The sequence below is a fragment of the Ruegeria sp. AB8 genome (assembly GCF_056542605.1).
In genome coordinates this window covers 211,869-229,576 of sequence record NZ_JBQGAB010000002.1, presented here as the reverse complement: position 1 = coordinate 229,576, position 17,708 = coordinate 211,869, and the positions used below count along the sequence as shown (strand labels likewise).

Here is a 17,708-nt window from a genome sequence, read left to right as displayed (position 1 = left end):
TCATTCGTCGGGTCTGGACCGTACCGGGCAAGTGTAACTGCCGGATGTCACCGAAAATGCGGTGACATCGCCAAATCCCCGGGCAAGTGGCGCTGACCTGACAGGTGCAGACCACGAAAACAGGGCCGTTGTGCGGTCTTTGTCCTGAATGTGGACCCATGGTGCCGGGGATACAAGCGTTAGAATTGACGCAATGCCAACAGGTTGAAACCAACAGGCCAGAGCGATATTGCCATTTCCCGCAATCAGGCGGCAACAATGCCGGCATCGAATGCATGAGGCTTTTGTGGACCATTTTGTTTCTCTGTTGCCCATGATCTGGCCATGGGAGGTCCTGATAACCGCTCAGGTAAGCACCTTGGCCGGGCATCTGCGGCTGGGTCTTGCGTTGCTTTCGGTTTTCGCGGTCGCCGCGCTGCTGACCGGGCTTCTGGCGCCGCTGGCAACCGGACTTGCCGTGTCGGGCTTGATCGGGGCCTGGTGTCTGCATCGACTTCAGGGCCGGTGGGTTCTGGTCGGGCATCTGGCGTTGATTGTCTGGTGCATCGCACTTGGCGCACATCTGCTGCCCGGATTTCGTAATCTTCTGGTCCTGGATCAGGTTCGCGCGGGTCCAGACAGCGCGCTTTTTTCAATGCACCTGAATCTGGACAAGCCACTGGTGTTCTTCGCGGTTGTGCTTGCTTGCCCTGCGATGTTGAGCCGAAAATCTCCGGTACGCTGGATGCCTCTTGCACTTGGTCTCGTGACTTTGCCGCTGCTCTTTGCGACAGGATTACTGACTGGGGCCGTGCATCCGGAAGTCGGCCTGCCCGAATGGTGGCTGACCTTTGCCCTTTCCAACCTGTTCCTGACCTGCCTCGCGGAAGAGGCCTTCTTTCGTGGCTACCTGCAAACGGTCCTTGCGACCCGGTTCGGGTCTGCCGCAGGAATTGCGGTCGCAAGCCTTCTGTTTGGCGTGGCCCATGCGGGCGGTGGCGTCCCTCTGGTCCTGTTTGCATCACTGCTTGGGCTGGGCTGCGGTCTGGGTTATTTCGCGACGGGACGAATTTGGGTTCCTGTTGTGATGCATTTCGCCTTCAACGCCCTGCATCTGGCCCTGTTCACCTATCCCGGCCCAGCCTGAAGATCACACGGGCAATGCGGTGGTCTTGAAAACGGTCCGCAGCGCAAAGGAACTCTGCATCTGCGCCACGCCGGGCAAACGTGACAGGTATTGCCGGTGGATACGGGCAAAGTCCTCGGTGTTTTCCGCGACGACCTTCAGGATGTAATCCGCTGTACCCGCCATAAGATGGCATTCCAGAACATCCGGTATCCGGGATACTGCCTTCTCGAACGCATCCAGAACCTCTTCGGCCTGACCCTGCAACGTGATCTCGACAAACACGGTTGTCGGAACGTTCATCTTGCGCGCATCCAGCAGTGCCACGTAGTTGCGGATATAGCCTTCGACCTCCAGCCGCTGTACACGTCTGTGGCAGGCAGAGGGCGACAGATTCACCTGCTCTGAAAGCTCGGCATTGGACATTCTGCCATTGCGCTGCAGGGCGGCCAGAATCTTTCGATCAGTCGAATCTATGCTCATTCACGCAAATCCTTTGCAAGATTCTGACAGTATATCGAAGAATCCACCGAAACAAACCTAGTTTCCGGGCAAAGTTTCACAGAAATTGCGGCGGTGAGTGCCCATAATTTAGGCAGTTTATGGATGGAGAGCCCAAAATGAAAATCGGTTGCCCAAAGGAAATCAAACCTCAGGAATTCCGTGTCGGCATGACGCCCAACGCCGCACAGGAAGCTGTCGCGCGCGGCCATGAGGTCATCATCGAAACCGGAGCCGGCCTGGGATCCGGCTTTGACAATGACGCCTATACCGCTGCCGGTGCCAGCATCGTCGACACCGCGGCCGAGGTGTTCGCGACGGCGGACATGATCGTGAAAGTCAAGGAACCGCAGGCGGTCGAGCGCAAGATGCTGCGCGAAGGCCAGCTGCTGTTCACCTACCTTCACCTGGCCCCCGATCCGGATCAGACCCGCGACCTGCTGGACTCCGGCTGCACCGCCATTGCCTACGAAACCGTGACCGACGCCAATGGCGGCCTGCCGTTGCTGGCCCCGATGTCCGAAGTTGCTGGCCGTCTGGCCCCTCAAGTCGGCTCGTGGACGCTGCAAAAGGCCAATGGTGGCCGCGGGGTTCTGATGGGCGGCGTTCCCGGTGTTGGCCCGGCAAAGGTCGTCGTGATCGGCGGTGGTGTTGTTGGTACCCACGCCGCCAAGATCGCAGCCGGCATGGGCGCGGACGTCACCGTTCTGGACCGTTCACTGCCACGTCTGCGGTATCTGGACGACGTCTATGGCGGCACGTTCAAGAACCAGTACTCGACCGCTGGCGCAACGGCTGAACTGATCCAGACCGCAGACATGGTGATCGGCGCCGTTCTGATCCCCGGCGCAGAAGCTCCCAAGCTGGTCTCGCGCGCACAACTGTCCACAATGAAGCCGGGTGCGGTGCTGGTGGACGTGGCCATCGACCAGGGCGGCTGCTTTGAAACCTCGAAAGCCACCACCCATGCGGAACCGATCTACGAGGTCGATGGCATCATGCACTATTGCGTGGCCAACATGCCGGGCGCGGTTGCGCGCACCTCGACCATCGCATTGGGCAACGCGACCATGCCGTTCATGCTGGCGCTGGCGGACAAGGGTTGGAAACAGGCCTGTCAGGATGACCCGCACCTGCTGAACGGTCTGAACGTTCACGCCGGGCAGCTGACCTATTTCGCGGTCGGCAAGGCGCTGGGAATTGATGTCGTCTCTCCCAACGTAATTGTTAAATCCTAAGCCCTCCCGCCGTTGAAAGCGCCCGCTGATGCGGGTGCTTTACAGCGTTAGGCATAGCGCCGCGCCTCCGGGCGCGGCGCCGGACCCAACAGGAGAAGGGCATTTCCAATGCCCGCCCGACGGGCGGGAGCCATCAGCCCTGTTTCTGGATCTCCACTGAATGCGGATAGGGGATCGATACACCCTTGGAGTCAAAGGCTTCCTTGATCGTCTTGGTGAGTTCGAACCTGACGTCCCAGTAATCCGCCGCCGCACACCACAGACGCGCCGTCAGATCGACCGAGCTGTCACCCAGATTGGTCACACGCACCCAAGGCTCCGGATCACTGTGAATACGTTCATCCGCCTTGGCCACATCCAGAATAATATTCATCGCCTCATCTGCGCTGTCGCCATAGTCAATGCCAAACACCAGATCGACGCGGCGCGTATCATGTGCCGAGTAGTTGGTGATAATTGATCCCCATGACTGGCCATTCGGAACGATGATCTGCACGTTGTCCGGCGTCACCAGTTCCGTCGTGAACAGATTGAGGTCTTTTACGGTCCCCGCCGTCCCGCCGATATCGACATACTGGCCCAACTTGTAGGGGCGAAACACGACCAGCATGACGCCTGCCGCAAGATCGCTCAGCGTTCCCTGCAGGGCCAGGCCGATGGCCAGCGATGCGGCACCCAGAATGGCCACGATACTGGTCGCCTGGATCCCAAAGATCCCAAGTACGGCAACTACAACCATCGCGAGAATGACCCATTTGATGATGCTGGCGGCAAAGTTGCCCAATGTTGGATCGATCTGAGGTGTTCTGTTGATCCGGCGACGGACCATACCGCTGATTGCACCCGCTGCGATCCAACCCAAAATCAGAACAATCAGCGCCTTGCCTGCATTCAGCACAACCGGCAGATAGCCGTTTGTCATTTCTACAATCTGGTCCATTTCCATTCCCGATCACTCCCTAAGCCGCAGTTTTCGCTATTATTAAAACAGATACCTATACATCTGCGCAGATCCCAAACAATTGATGCAGCAGCAGACACTTTTTCAGCACGCCGCGAGCCTCCGTACGTTTATCCGGTTCGCTCTGGCCTGCCCGCGCTTCTTCGGTCCGTTCTTTTTGCCTTTTTCGCGCGTTCCTTCGCACGATTCACCAGTTTGTCCAGCAGGGGCAAACCCCAAGTGTTGGGATTTCGTATAGGATGACTGCGCCATTCTCACAAACGCGCAATCATTTTCATGGGAAAGGCGGCATGTTTTTCCCCAGTGATGCCAGTGGTTGGGATCCGATCGGCCACGCGGAAGACGCCAGTCGGCAGCAATCAGCGCGGACCGGGGCCGTTTGCAAGGACGCCTGCATTCAGACGGTAAATCCGAGGAAAATGACCTGCGTTCGGTCCGCAGATCACTTCGGCAGCGCGCCGGTCAACACATACCGCAGGACACCGACAACCTGTTCCGGTGTCTCGGTCACGGCCAGCGCGGCAGCGTCCACCTCTTTCAGCGCGTGCTGATGATCTGGCCCGTGCATCACGATCAGAGACTTACCCAAAGCCGCCGCATAACCGGCATCAAAGGCGGCGTTCCATTGCTTGTATTTGTCGCCAAACCGAACCACGACCACATCCGCATCGGCGATCCCCTTGCGCGTTCTGATGGCGTTGACCATCGCGCCTTTGTGGTCATGCCAGTATTTGTCCGGCTCGGCGCCCAGAATGGCAACGCCGCAATCGTCACTGGCCGCATGATCCGTCACCGGGCTGTTGAACCCGATGCTCAGCCCCTTGGCACCTTCGATGATCTGTTCACGCCAGTCCGTATGGATTTCCCCGGACAGATAAACGTTCAGCATGGCTTTCTCCTCTCCAGACAACAAAGGGGCGCAACCGCCCCTTCATCTTTTTGAAAATACTCCCGCCGGAGGCGGACTCCATCAGCCCCGCAGCGTACCGCCCGTGGCCTTGGCGACCTTTTCAACGATCTTGGCGCTGACGGCTTCGATGTCTTTTTCCTTCAGTGTCTTGTCCGTCGGCTGAAGTCGCACGGTAATGGCCAGGGACTTTTTGCCTTCACCCACACTTCCACCGATAAACTCGTCGAACACACGCACGTCCTCAATCAGCGCCTTGTCGGCACCTGCCGCAGCATTGACCAGTGTCAGGGCCTCGACCCCGGCATCGACAACAAAGGCAAAATCGCGCTCGACCGCCTGCAGGTCACGCAGTTCCAGCGCCGCGCGGGTGGCGCCGGATTTTCGGGGCAAAGGCACCTCGTCCGGCCAGATCGTGAAGGCCATTGCCGGGCCCTTGATATCCATCGCCTGCAGGACGCGCGGGTGCAGTTCGCCAAATACACCAAGTACCTTCTTCGGGCCCAGACAAATCCTACCGTGACGACCCGGATGCCACCAGGTGTCACCGTCACGCAGAACCTGAACCTTGGCAGGTGCGCCGATCGCGGCCAGAACGGCTTCGGCATCCGCCTTGGCGTCGAACGCGTCGACCGGGCGCGACGCGCCATGCACATCCTTGGGGCCATTTCGACCGACCAGCAGGCCGGTGATCTGGGTCTTCTGATCGCCGGGTTCGCCATCATGAAAAACCGGACCGACCTCAAACAAAGCCACGTCCGCGTACCCACGCGCCTGATTACGGGCCGCAGCCTGCAGCAGCCCCGGCAAAAGGTCCGGGCGCATATGGCTCATCTCGGACGAGATCGGATTTTCCAGCTTCGTCGTGTCATCGCCCCCGCCAAACAGCGCGGCCGAGGCCTGATCGATGAACGTGTAGCTGACGCATTCGTTGTACCCGAGCGCCGCACAGGTGCGTCGCGCCATCGACTGCCGCCGCTGCGCCGGGGTCATCACCGGCTTCGGAATGCCGTCTGTGACCCGCGGCAATGGCTTTCCCTGCAGCTTGGTCAGGGATGCAATCCGCGCGACTTCTTCCACCAGATCGGCCTCACCCATGACATCGGGGCGCCAGCTGGGAACATGGGCCATCTCGCCTTCCAGACGAAAGCCCAGCCGGGTCAGGGTCTGGCGCTGCTCGCTTTCAGGGATGTCCATGCCGACCAGGGACCGAACCCGCGCCGCGTCCAGCTTGTAGGCGCGCGCGTGGTTCGGCGCCTTGCCTGCCTCGACCACGTTCGAAACTTCACCGCCACAGATATCAAGGATCATCTGCGTCGCATGCTCCAGCCCTTCACGGGTGTATTCCGGATCGACGCCACGTTCAAAACGGTAACGGGCATCGGAATTAATCCTGAGCGCCCGGCCCGTCAAAGCAATCTGAACGTGATCCCAAAAGGCGCTTTCGAGGAAAACGTTAACGGTCTCTTCGGTGCAGCCGGTTTCCTGCCCGCCCATGATGCCCGCAATCGATTCCGGGCCCTTGTCATCCGAAATCACCATCATGCCGGGCTGGATAGTGTATTCCTTCTCGTCTAGTGCCACCAGCTTTTCGCCGCCTTTGGCGCGGTGAACGCGCAGGTTGCCCTGCACCTTGTCCGCGTCGAAAACGTGCAGAGGGCGGTTGTGGTCAAAAGTCATGTAGTTGGTGATGTCCACCAAGGCCGAAATCGGGCGCAGACCGATTGCCTTCAGCTGATCCTGCAACCATTGCGGGCTGGGGCCGTTCTTCACGCCCCGGATCAGACGGCCGGTGAAATGCGGACAGCCATCCAGCGTGTCCTCGTCAATCGTCACCTTGATCGGGCTTTCGTAGTCACCCGGGACCGGCACGTAGTCACGTTGTTTCAGGGTGCCGATGCCACGCGCGGCCAGATCGCGGGCGATCCCTTCGACGCCCAGCGCGTCCGGACGGTTCGGAGTGATCGCAATCTCGATCATCGGATCGACTTTCGAGGGGTCATTCTCGGCCAGCCAATCGACAAACTTGTCGCCGACTTCGCCTGAAGGCAGTTCAATGATGCCATCATGTTCATCCGACAACTCAAGCTCGCGTTCAGACGCCATCATGCCGAAGCTTTCGACGCCTCGGATCTTGCCCACGCTGATCGTCAGGTCCAGACCGGGGATATACATGCCGGGTTTGCAAACAACGACCGTGATACCCTCACGCGCATTCGGGGCACCGCAGATGATCTGCAACTCACCCTCATCGGTTTCGACCTTGCAGACGCGCAGCTTGTCCGCGTCGGGGTGTTTCTCGGCATGTTTCACATAGCCGAGCCTAAAGTCCTTCAGCCGGTCCGCCGGGTTCACGATCTCTTCGACCTCAAGCCCGAGATCGGTCAGCGCCTCGGCGATCTCATCAACCGAAGCGTCAGTGTCGAGGTGGTCTTTCAGCCAGGACAGAGTGAATTTCATTGCACGGGGCCTTTTTTGGCAAACATCCAGTCGGCAAAGGCAATGGCAAAGATTGCGCCGGGGTGCAAGCGCTGCGCGTCACGGATAGCTGGGGGTGCGGCCCAAAAGCTCATCCAACTGCCGCCCGATCCAGCCATGGGGGATGAAATGCCCGCCGGGATGGGTATCCAGCGTGACCTGCCCGCGCGCGCAATCGGTCCATTCCACCCGGCTGAGGGTCAGGATCGGCACGACACTCCAATCCCCGCGCGGGGCCGCGTCTGTGCAGCCGTATTTCTGCCGCCACAAAGCCACCGGATAGGTCGTATCGCCATTCGCGCCATACGGAAAATCCATCACCGTATCGCTGAGCCCATGCACATGGCGCACCTCGCGCGGGGCCTGCGGGCAGTCCTCGGTCTGGCGGATCGAACCCGCAACAGCCAGCAGCGCGGCAACATCGTTCCCCGACTGACAGGCATAACGCCACGCCATCGCGCCGCCAAAGGAATAGCCCGAAACATAGATGCGATCCGGATCGATCGGGTATCGCCTGGCCACATCCTCAAGCACCCGGTCGGCAAAAGCCACATCATCGGTGTCCGACGTCCAGAAATCCCAGCTTTTGCCCAACCCGTTCGGCGCCACCAGCAACGCGCCGCGCAGTTTCGTGGCCCCGGCGATGCGCTCGTGGTTCACCACAACCGTCCCCTGCCGCGCCCAGCCATGGAAATGCAGCAACACCGGCAAGGGCGTCTCGGCATCCCAGCCATCGGGTTCCAGCACATGATACGAGCGATCACCGACCTGACAGGCGATATCGCCGTGACAGGATTCAATGGCGGTGGCTCGGGTGGCGATCAGCAGGAAGAGGCAGAGCAATCGGTAAATCATCCGTCGAACCCTAGCGAGCCTGCGCCCGCTGTCACGTCACAACCCCGTGGGCGCATGTAACAAGCCGCGCTGTCGCCAGACTGTGAGGTGGTCGACCTTGAACTTAATTCAGCGGATACGACGACAAGCTCGCAGCACCCCGGGAAAAGCGCTTCAGTTGTCGACATCTTCCGCAGTTTGCGATTGCTGCTCGCCCTCTACAACAACTGCCTCATTTGGAAGGATAAAATTGACAATATCAGTCACATACAGCCCAGCGTAGTATGCAGCTAGCACAGCCAAAACTATTGTCATCCCAGAATAGGGTTTTTTAAGATAGTGTTGGAAAACGACGCCTTCCGCATCGCGTTCAATTCTATCACCATCCAAGAAAACCCCGGAAACATCGAAGCTATCTATTCCAAAAATCGTCAACTTCGAAAGCGATTGCGTACCCACGGAGGAGATTTTTAGTTCCACGTGGCCATTTGCGCTTGGCAGCTTGTCAACAGCAACACTAGGTTCGATCAATAGACTTGAAGGCGCAGCGTTCAGCAAAACTGTGACGTTCCTAGCGGGAGCATTTCCGCTATTTGCCAACCCTAAACAGAGCGCTTTTCCCCCGTCAAATAAGCCCTCACGTAGAGAATGCCGAGTATCTGGCGACATAATTGTGCTGTCTTCATATGATGACTCGATGAGTTGAGAAATCTCACCAAAGTAGCCTTCACGTCTTGGTATTTGGTTTGCATACAAAACAAACCATCTAAGGTTGGCACGACTGCGACTTCTTTGCCAAAGCCAATTGACTACCAACCCACCAATAATCGTTGCCAGTATCCCGGCCAAAAACGCCGGAAACACTTCGCTCACCGAGACAAACCACCATGCAGATTCGGCATATCCAGCGCCGCGAACCCATAATGCCTCAACCAGCGAAGGTCTGAATCAAAGAACGCCCGCAAATCCGGGATGCCGTATTTCAGCATCGCCAAACGGTCGATGCCGATGCCGAAGGCAAAGCCCTGATAGACCTCCGGATCAATGCCACCGGCGGCGATCACTTTGGGGTGGACCATGCCCGAGCCCAGAATCTCCATCCAGTCGTCGCCCTCGCCGATCTTCAGCTGACCGTTATCCCAGGAACAGCGGATATCGACCTCGGCCGATGGCTCGGTGAAGGGAAAGTGCGAGGCGCGGAAGCGCAGTTCGACGTCGTCAACCTCGAAGAAGGCTTTCACGAACTCTTCCAGAACCCATTTCAGGTTCGCCATCGAGATGTCCTTGTCGATGGCAAGCCCCTCGACCTGATGGAACATCGGCGTGTGGGTCTGGTCATAGTCGGCGCGATAGACACCGCCCGGGCAGATCACGCGGATCGGCGCGCCCTGTTTCTCCATCGAGCGGATCTGCACCGGCGAGGTATGCGTCCGCAGCACATGCGGCGGGCGGTTGTCGCCTGCGGCGCGGTGCATGTAGAACGTATCCATTTCGGCCCGCGCGGGGTGGTGGCCGGGGATATTCAGTGCGTCGAAGTTGTGCCAGTCGGTTTCGATCCGCGGCCCTTCGGCCACCGAGAAACCCAGTTCGGCAAAAATCGCGGTCAGTTCCTCGGTCGCCTGGCTGACCGGATGAATCGAGCCCTGACGGCGGGCGCGGGTCGGCAGGGTGACGTCCAGCCATTCGGTGCGCAGACGCTCATCCAGCGTGGCGTCGGCCAGAGCGGCTTTTTTGGCGGATAGCGCCGAGTTGATCTCATCCTTCAGGGCGTTCAGCGCCGGGCCTGCAACCTGGCGTTCCTCGGGTGTCATTTTGCCCAGCTCGCGCATCTTCAGCGCGACTTCGCCCTTTTTGCCCACGGCGGCCACGCGGATCGCTTCGAGCGCGTTCTCGTCGCCTGCGTCTGCGATCTGACCCAGATATTTTGCCTTAAGATCGTCCATGACGCTTCCTGACTTTGGCCCCTGAATGCTGTTGCGGACCTGCTATCACAGCAGCCCGCGAAAGCAAGAGGGCGCGCACATTCAGGCGGAACGTAACAGCGCGGTGGTTCTGTCCTGCCGCACCGGGCGCGCAGCAAGACCATATGCCTCGGGGTGATTGCGCAGCTGGGGAAATAGCGCCAGCAACTCGTCCTGAGTGTCCGATCCCAAACCCGCAAGCCCCTCCTGCCCCGGAAAAAAGCTCTCGGAGATCAAGCCAGAGGTGGTGACAAGCTGATGGCGGTCAAACAGCAGGTGGATGTACCTGACAATGTCGCAAGGGTATTGTGTCACGGTGGTGCCGTTGACCAGAGATATCGCGGGAACCAGTACCTCATCTTCGCCAAACAGCAATTCGGCCTGCCAACCGGTGATCAGGATACGATGCTGGGGAGAGACCAGAATATCGGCCTCGGCCCCAAGTGTACCCGCGTGGATCCGGATCGGCGCAAAGCGGCCACGACCTGAGACCGTGCGCCCGCCAACCCAGCGAACCGGCAGCGGCCCGGCGTCGATTGTGTGCACCAGATCACCCAGCCGCAGATTTTCGACAGCGCAACGTCCGTCGGGCGTCTCCACCATTGTGCCCGCCGTGAAACAGGCCGCACCACTGTCGCCGGGGGCCACTGACCCGTAGGTCAGGATATCCGGATCGGGCTGATTGAATTGCAACGTTGTCGTGGTCTGGTTCGGTCCGACCAGAACCGGCAGGTTGACCGAAGTCTGCCCCGCCGCAAGCCCGTTTTGCGCGACGATGTTCGTTGTGCCGCCACCGATATCGTAAAAATCGATGACCTGACCAGTGTTCGTATTGGTCAGTGCATAAGTTTCGTAGTTGGTCGGCCCGCCCCCGTTGGGGTCTGTCAAAAGGATCGGGAAGTCATCCGCCGATATGACAAAAACAAGCTCATTGTTGTCGGCATCGACCGACATCTGAACTGAGGGATGATCCAGCGGAATTTCGATCCCGACCTGCCCGTTTGCCTGGTAGAACGAGACCGTGAAATCTGCCGGAATCTCATCTGGGCGCAGTGCGACTTCAAGAAATTCGTTTACGCCCGAACTGGCGGCGTAGGCGTTGGAATAATGAAGTTCACTGATACGGGCCATGGATCACTCGCGCGACGGAATGCGTGCTAGTATCTGACGGCCCGCAAGAAGTACAAGACATTAGGCCTGTTTTGGCAAATCATGCCTTAACGCGCCCGATGGTCTCAGTAGCTGTATTCAGGGTAAATACGGGTCAGATCGCCGTTCCAGTCTCCATAGAAGTGATCCAGCAACTCGTCTGCCGGAATCTTACCGGTCTCGATACTGTCCTTCAGCGCATTCAGGAAATGGGTCTCATCGGGGACCAGACCTCCGGCGCCGGGGCGGGCACGGGATTTCAGGCCGGCCTCGGAAATGGCCACCACTTCGCGTGCCAGATCATGCATGCTGATGTTGCCAACCCGCGCCTGCAGCCCGTCTTTGGCGGCCTCAACCCGCAGCGCCTCGCGGGTTTCCGCGTCCCAGCCTTTGACCAGATCCCACGCCGCATCCAGCGCGCCCTGATCGTAGGTCAGCCCGACCCAGAAGGCAGGCAGCGCGCACAGGCGGCGCCACGGGCCGCCGTCGGCACCGCGCATTTCCATGAACTTCTTGATCCGCGCTTCGGGGAAGGCGGTGGTCAGGTGGTCGGCCCAGTCGGACAGGGTCGGGGTTTCCCCCGGCAGCGCCGGCAGTTTGCCCTGCAGGAAATCACGGAAGGACATGCCCAGAGCGTTGATATACTGTCCGTCGCGATAGACGAAATACATCGGCACATCGAGCGCATACTGAACGTAACGCTCGAACCCGAATCCGTCCTCGAACACGAAGGGCAACATCCCGGTACGGGCATCGTCCAGATGCCGCCAGATGTGGCTGCGCCAGCTTTTCTGTCCGTTGACCTTACCTTCAAAGAACGGAGAGTTTGCAAACAGCGCCGTTGCCACCGGCTGCAACGCCAGTGCCACGCGCAGTTTCTGAACCATGTCGGCCTCGGAGCCGAAGTCGATATTGACCTGTACCGTGCATGTGCGCCGCATCATGGCGCGGCCCATGGTGCCGACTTCTTCCATATAGTCGTTCATCAGCCGATAACGGCCCTTGGGCATCAGCGGCATCTGGTCATGGGTCCAGATCGGAGCCGCCCCCAAACCAATGAAACCGACACCAATCTCGTCGGCGATATCCTTCACCTCGCGCAGGTGAGTGTTCACCTCGTCACAGGTTTCGTGGATGGTCTCCAGCGGAGCACCCGACAATTCCAGCGCGCCGCCCGGTTCCAGGCTGACATTCGCGCCGTCCTTTTCCAGACCGATCAGATGCCCGGCTTCGCGTACCTCGCTCCAGCCGTGACGGTCGCGCAAGCCTTCAAGCACCGCAACGATGGACCGGGTGCCTTCAAACGGCAGCGGTTTCAGCGTGTCCTTGCAATACCCGAACTTCTCATGCTCGGTACCGATACGCCAATCGGCCTTGGGCTTGCAGCCCGATTCCAGATATTCGGCCAGTTGCTCGTGGCGTTCGATCGGCCCGCCGCCGGACTGGGGAATGGACATGAACCGCGCTCCGCTCCTGAAGTGTCTGTTGCTGGGTCAGTCGTGGTCGCAAACGCGGCCAGTGTCAATGCAGGCGCATATGCGAAGGGCGCGAGGGCGTGCGTTCCCAGATTACCACCGGATGCGCCGATCCGCCGTTGAGTTCCGACAACATCTGTTCGGTTTTCAGCCCCGGCAGGGCCGAGAACACATCAAACAGCGCCTCGGCGCCTTCGGCGTTCACAGGAATGTGAAGTGCGGGCTGTCCCGGCTGGTCCAGCACCCAATGCGCCGGGTCCGAGGTCGGGTCCAGCGCCAGCCTCTCGATTTCGCGCGCTGCGACAATGCCGCCATCCAGAGGCCCGAGATAGGTGATCTGCCCCTCATCTATTGTCACGACACCGGGACCACCCGCACCCATGCGGAATCGCACCCGCTGCACCCCGATCACCGCCAGCGCCACCGCCACGGCGACCAAAATCCATCCCATCCAGCCCAGCAGCCCGCCGGGCCCGCTAATCCAACTCAGGCCTACCAGAAAAACGGCGACAGCCACCAGCACTTCGCGCCAGCGCCAAAGGGCCAGTTTCGCTTCCGGGCGGATGAAACTCATGCGGCGGCCTCCTTTTCCGTCTTGAACAGGTTCACCGAGAACTGACCTGCCCGAACAAATCCTACTGCGATATAGGCCCGCGCCGCAAAATCTGAAGCGGCAAAAAGTACGGCACGTGACACACCCTTTGCGCGCGTCTCGGCCAGATGCAGCGCGACGGCGGTTCGGGCATAGCCGCGGCGGCGCAGTTCAGGCGGCGTATAAACCCCGCCGATCTGAACCACGTCTGGCAAAACGGCGTTGAAACCGGTCATGCAGACAGGTTGGTTGTTCAACAACAACGCCCGGTGGCTGTCCAGGCTCAGATACCCGTCAATGTCGCGCTCGGCCTGATGTTGCGCCTGATCCGAGTCCTTTCCCAAGGATTCCAGATGGTAGCTGTGCCGCCAGTGAACGGCCAGCGCCCGGTCAATTGCCGACAAGGGGACAAGGCGCGCTCCCGGCAGGTCTGGAATAATCAGCTGTTCCAGTTCCAGCGAAAAGGCAGGCTCATCCCGGCTGAGGATAGCGGGTCTGTTTTGCCAGCCAGCCAGTTGCAAAATGCGCCGGGCTTGGGCGGCCTCACCGATCACACCGATGACCGGGCGGCTTTTCAACATCTTTAGTACCGCTTCAAGCTCGGCATCGGTGCAATCCCGGCACTGCGGCAACAGCATTCCTTCGTTCGTGATGGCCAGAACGGCGCGCGGCGGCTCGCCCAGCATCCAGACCTTTAGGGACCGGGGTTCCGATCCGTTCAGTCCGAAATCCCGCAGATTGGCCAGCGGAAACATTGAAGATTGCAGGTGACGGCGCAGAAATTCCTCGATCGCGGGCAGGTCGGCCGCCTGCGCCAAACACCAGGTCACGACCAATCCCCCAGCGCCTGCTGCCACATGGTCAGGGCCGCCACAGTCGCAGTATCCGCGCGCAGAATGCGCGGGCCCAGACTGACCACATGCGCATAAGGCAATGCGGTCAGGCGGTTGCGCTCACGCTCGGAAAACCCGCCCTCGGGACCGATCAGAATGGCCCAAGGCCCGCCCTTTTCCTGTTCGGCCAGACGCCGAGCCGAGCCTACTTCCGCCTCGTTGCAGAACATCAGTTGCCGCCCATCGGGCCAAGCATCCAGCACACGTTCCAGGCGCTGCAGCTCGCAAACTTCGGGTACGAAGGTTCCGCCGCACTGTTCGGCGGCCTCAACCGCATGGGCCTGCAAACGGTCCTGCCGGATGCGTTCGGAATTGGTGAATTCGGTCTGCACCGGCATGATCCGAGCGGCACCCATTTCCGCCGCCTTTTCAACGATGAAGTCGGTGCGTGCCTTTTTAATCGGCGCGAACAGAAACCAAAGGTCGGGCGGCATCTGCAACGGTCTTGTCTGTTCGACACAGGCCAGCGTGCCGCCGCGTTTGCCTGCCTCGGCCACCTCGGCCAGCCACTCTCCGTCCCGACTGTTGAACAGGGCAACGTGCCCCCCGACAGCCAGGCGCATGACGCCGAACAGGTAATGTGCCTGCTCGCGCGTCAATTCAACGGATTGCCCCCGACCCAGAGGGTGCTCTACATACAGTCTGATTTTTGCACTCATGAGACCTTACATATGCAAGGCAATGCCCCAACACCAGATGGTCAGGTCGCCGATGCCGTCAGCGGCAACTGGGTCGACACCCATGCGCCCGCCTTTGCGCGGCCCTACCTGCGCCTCAGCCGCGCGGACCGGCCCATCGGCACGTGGCTGCTGCTGATTCCCTGCTGGTGGGGCCTTGCGCTGGCAATTCTCAGCGACGGAAACCCACGCTGGGAGGATCTGTGGATCGCCATCGGCTGCGCCATCGGAGCCTTTCTTATGCGTGGTGCAGGCTGTACCTGGAACGATATCACCGACCGCGAATTTGACGGGCAGGTGGAGCGCACACGGTCCCGGCCGATCCCGTCCGGACAGGTCAGCGTTCGGCAGGCCGTTGTCTGGATGGGCCTGCAATGCCTGCTGGCGCTGGGGATTCTTCTGACTTTCAATCAGGCGGCCATCGCCATGGGCGTTCTGTCCCTGTTGCCCGTGACCATCTACCCTTACGCAAAGCGGTTCACTTGGTGGCCTCAGGTCTTTCTGGGCCTGGCCTTCAATTGGGGCGCGCTGCTGGCCTGGGCCGCCCATAGCGGCACGGTAGGCTGGCCCGCAGTTACCCTGTACCTGTCAGGCATCGCCTGGACGCTGTTTTATGACACCATCTATGCCCATCAGGATGCCGAGGATGACGAACTGATCGGCATCAAATCCACTGCGCGGCTGTTCGGGACGGATACGGCGAAATGGCTCAAGTATTTTCTGGTCGCAACCGTCGCGCTTATGGGACTTGCCATCATCGATGGCGCGGCCCAGCAGGCGTCCATCATGGCACTGGTCGTTGCCCTGACCGGGCCATGGGCGATGGGCTGGCACATGGCCTGGCAATTGCGCGGGCTGGATATCGAAGACAACGCCAAACTGTTGCAACTGTTCCGGGCCAACCGCGACACCGGCTTGATTCCGCTGATCTTCCTCTGCGTCGCGCTTCTGCTCTGATTGCACCCCAGGCCACGCCTCTGTAAGAGTCCCGACCAATCGCCCGAGGAGTCCCGAAACCGCACATGCGTTTGCCTTTTTCCATCGCTGTTGTCCTGATCTTTCTCGTGTCGGGCGGTTTGTCGCTGCTGGCGGCCAGTTATGCCGTGACAAAGGTCGAAGAAGCTTCGGAATTTGCCGTGCGGCGGGCGCTGGATCTCAAGGGTCACGACTGGACCGAAGTGCATTCAGACGGGCTGCGCGTGGTTCTGACCGGCACCGCTTCGGACGAGGCAACGCGTTTCAACGCGCTGACCGCTGCCGGAACCGAAGTCGATACATCGCGTGTCATCGATGAGATGGAAGTTGCGCCCACCACAACGTTGGCGGCACCGCGGTTTTCGACCGAAATCCTGCGCAACAACAGTGGCATCTCGGTCATCGGTCTGATCCCGGCCAGCGTGGATCGTGACGCCATGATCAGCCAGTTGGAAAAACTGGTTCCAAACACCCCCGTGTCAGATCTGCTGGAAACGGCTGACTATCCCAAGCCGAAGGGTTGGGACGACGCGTTTACTTACGCGCTGAGCGCGCTGGCGAAGCTGCCCCGGGCCAAGATCTCGGCCAGCCCCGGGCTGGTGCGGATCACGGCCATCACCGACAGCCAGAAGGAAAAAGAGATGCTGGAGCGCGACCTGACGCGCGCAGCACCGCCAAGCCTTCGGATCGGCCTGTCGATTTCAGCACCGCGCCCGGTGATCACACCTTTTACGTTGCGCTACCTGATCACCGAAGAAGGGGGGCGTTTCGACGCCTGTTCGGCGCAGGATGACGAGGCCCGTCAGACAATCGTGGCCGCCGCGCAAGCAGCAGGATTGTCCGGTCCTTACCATTGCACCATCGGGCTGGGTGTCCCCTCGCCTCGCTGGGCCCGCGCAGCCGAACTCAGCATCGGGGCGCTGGCCGATATCGGGCAGGGTTCGGTGACCATGTCCGATGCCGACATCACGCTGATCGCGGCGCAAGGCGCGGACCCCGCCACATTCGACCGGGTCGTGGGTGAATTGGAAAACGCATTGCCGGAAGTGTTTGCCCTGCACGCCGTTTTGCCCGAACCAGATGCCCAAGACCAGGCCGGCCCGCCCGAATTTTCCGCAACCCGCAGCCCGGAAGGCCTGGTGCAACTGCGCGGGCGTGTCGGGGATGAAACCCTGCGGGACATGGTCGACAGTTTTGCCCGCGCGGCCTTCGGCTCGGAACAGGTGCACGTGGCAACCCGCATTGTTCCCGATCTGCCCGCCGACTGGCCGCTGCGGGTGCTGGCCGGGCTTGAGGCGTTGTCGGAACTGCACAACGGTGTTCTGACGGTCACGCCCGAGGTGGTGGAACTGTCCGGTGTCAGCCATGAGGAAGATGCAAAGGCCCGCATAGCCGGGCATCTGTCTGACAAACTGGGTGAAGCGCAGGATTTCACCCTGTCGATCACCTATCAGGAACCGCCCGAACCCGAAGATGCCCTGCCCGATCCGGAACTTTGCGAATCCCGGATTGCCGAGATTCAGGCGACAGGCAAGATCGCGTTTGAACCCGGTTCGGCCACCGTTGCCACCGAATCGCGGGATACGCTGAACCAGATCGCAGAGATCCTGCGGGAATGTGGCCCCATCCGGCTTGAAATTCAGGGCCACACGGACAGTCAGGGCCGCGAAGAGATGAACCAGCAGCTGAGCCAGTCCCGCGCCCAGTCCGTTCTGAGTGAGCTGCGCGCGCGCCGGATCCCGACGGCAAGCTACTCGGCCGTCGGCTATGGTGAAACGCAACCCATCGCGGACAACGACAGCGAAGAAGGCCGGGAAGAAAACCGCCGCATCGAGTTTCGCCTGATCCGGCCCGAACCGGTTGCGGACAGGGAAACCGGGTTAGATGCGCTGGAGGCAACGCCATCCGAGCCTGAAGAACCGGAAAACAGCGCATCTGATGCGGATGCAGGGGATCAGTAAA

16 protein-coding genes are annotated in these 17,708 nt (G+C 60.2%); 4 read left to right on the top strand and 12 right to left on the bottom strand.

Going from position 1 to position 17,708, the window contains the following annotated elements:
- The first annotated feature begins 286 nt into the window (after positions 1 to 286).
- A complete protein-coding gene (locus ACR0CG_RS03250; RefSeq protein WP_480522832.1) occupies positions 287 to 1,126 on the top strand; it encodes a CPBP family intramembrane glutamic endopeptidase in 840 nt (279 codons plus the stop codon).
- A 3-nt stretch (positions 1,127 to 1,129) separates the two neighbouring features.
- On the opposite strand, the gene ACR0CG_RS03245 is transcribed toward ACR0CG_RS03250, so the two are convergent.
- Positions 1,130 to 1,588 (bottom strand): Lrp/AsnC family transcriptional regulator, encoded by a 459-nt coding sequence (locus ACR0CG_RS03245; RefSeq protein ID WP_170614335.1) that lies wholly within the window; start codon positions 1,586 to 1,588, stop codon positions 1,130 to 1,132.
- A 137-nt stretch (positions 1,589 to 1,725) separates the two neighbouring features.
- Here ACR0CG_RS03245 and ald point away from each other — a divergent pair, with 137 nt between their 5' ends.
- A complete protein-coding gene (gene ald / locus ACR0CG_RS03240) occupies positions 1,726 to 2,844 on the top strand; it encodes an alanine dehydrogenase (protein ID WP_170614334.1) in 1,119 nt (372 codons plus the stop codon).
- Between the two features lie 133 nt (positions 2,845 to 2,977).
- On the opposite strand, the gene ACR0CG_RS03235 is transcribed toward ald, so the two are convergent.
- The 11 genes from ACR0CG_RS03235 to ACR0CG_RS03185 all read right to left on the bottom strand — a co-directional run bounded on the left by ACR0CG_RS03235 (position 2,978) and on the right by ACR0CG_RS03185 (position 14,753).
- Positions 2,978 to 3,784, bottom strand: coding sequence for a mechanosensitive ion channel family protein (locus ACR0CG_RS03235; RefSeq protein WP_480522831.1), 807 nt, complete (start codon positions 3,782 to 3,784; stop codon positions 2,978 to 2,980).
- Positions 3,785 to 4,247: 463 nt separating this feature from the next.
- Positions 4,248 to 4,694, bottom strand: a complete 447-nt coding sequence (locus tag ACR0CG_RS03230) for a YtoQ family protein (RefSeq protein WP_480522830.1) — start codon at positions 4,692 to 4,694, stop codon at positions 4,248 to 4,250.
- Positions 4,695 to 4,775: 81 nt separating this feature from the next.
- On the bottom strand, positions 4,776 to 7,172 hold the full coding sequence (gene pheT, locus ACR0CG_RS03225; RefSeq protein WP_480522829.1) for a phenylalanine--tRNA ligase subunit beta: 2,397 nt from the start codon (positions 7,170 to 7,172) through the stop codon (positions 4,776 to 4,778).
- 78 nt (positions 7,173 to 7,250) lie between these two features.
- Positions 7,251 to 8,045: a CE1 family esterase gene (locus ACR0CG_RS03220; protein WP_480522828.1), complete on the bottom strand. Its 795-nt coding sequence runs from the start codon at positions 8,043 to 8,045 to the stop codon at positions 7,251 to 7,253.
- Between the two features lie 153 nt (positions 8,046 to 8,198).
- Positions 8,199 to 8,897, bottom strand: a complete 699-nt coding sequence (locus tag ACR0CG_RS03215) for a hypothetical protein (RefSeq protein ID WP_480522827.1) — start codon at positions 8,895 to 8,897, stop codon at positions 8,199 to 8,201.
- Entirely contained in the window at positions 8,894 to 9,967 is a 1,074-nt protein-coding gene (gene pheS / locus ACR0CG_RS03210) for a phenylalanine--tRNA ligase subunit alpha (RefSeq protein WP_480522826.1), read from the bottom strand. The genes ACR0CG_RS03215 and pheS overlap by 4 nt, the downstream gene beginning before the upstream one ends.
- A gap of 81 nt (positions 9,968 to 10,048) precedes the next feature.
- A complete protein-coding gene (locus ACR0CG_RS03205) occupies positions 10,049 to 11,116 on the bottom strand; it encodes a Hint domain-containing protein (RefSeq protein WP_480522825.1) in 1,068 nt (355 codons plus the stop codon).
- Positions 11,117 to 11,220: 104 nt separating this feature from the next.
- The gene (locus ACR0CG_RS03200; RefSeq protein WP_480522824.1) at positions 11,221 to 12,591 is read right to left on the bottom strand and encodes a glutamate--cysteine ligase; all 1,371 of its coding nucleotides are present in this window, start codon (positions 12,589 to 12,591) and stop codon (positions 11,221 to 11,223) included.
- A gap of 64 nt (positions 12,592 to 12,655) precedes the next feature.
- Entirely contained in the window at positions 12,656 to 13,183 is a 528-nt protein-coding gene (locus tag ACR0CG_RS03195; protein ID WP_480522823.1) for a hypothetical protein, read from the bottom strand.
- Positions 13,180 to 14,031 (bottom strand): GNAT family N-acetyltransferase, encoded by an 852-nt coding sequence (locus ACR0CG_RS03190; RefSeq protein WP_170807360.1) that lies wholly within the window; start codon positions 14,029 to 14,031, stop codon positions 13,180 to 13,182. The genes ACR0CG_RS03195 and ACR0CG_RS03190 overlap by 4 nt, the downstream gene beginning before the upstream one ends.
- Entirely contained in the window at positions 14,028 to 14,753 is a 726-nt protein-coding gene (locus ACR0CG_RS03185) for a 16S rRNA (uracil(1498)-N(3))-methyltransferase (RefSeq protein ID WP_480522822.1), read from the bottom strand. The genes ACR0CG_RS03190 and ACR0CG_RS03185 overlap by 4 nt, the downstream gene beginning before the upstream one ends.
- 12 nt (positions 14,754 to 14,765) lie before the next feature.
- Between ACR0CG_RS03185 and ubiA the strand changes: the two genes are divergently transcribed.
- Both ubiA and ACR0CG_RS03175 read left to right on the top strand, forming a co-directional pair.
- Positions 14,766 to 15,728, top strand: coding sequence for a 4-hydroxybenzoate octaprenyltransferase (gene ubiA / locus ACR0CG_RS03180; protein WP_480522821.1), 963 nt, complete (start codon positions 14,766 to 14,768; stop codon positions 15,726 to 15,728).
- A 65-nt stretch (positions 15,729 to 15,793) separates the two neighbouring features.
- The gene (locus ACR0CG_RS03175) at positions 15,794 to 17,707 is read left to right on the top strand and encodes an OmpA family protein (RefSeq protein WP_480522820.1); all 1,914 of its coding nucleotides are present in this window, start codon (positions 15,794 to 15,796) and stop codon (positions 17,705 to 17,707) included.
- Position 17,708: the final 1 nt, after the last annotated feature.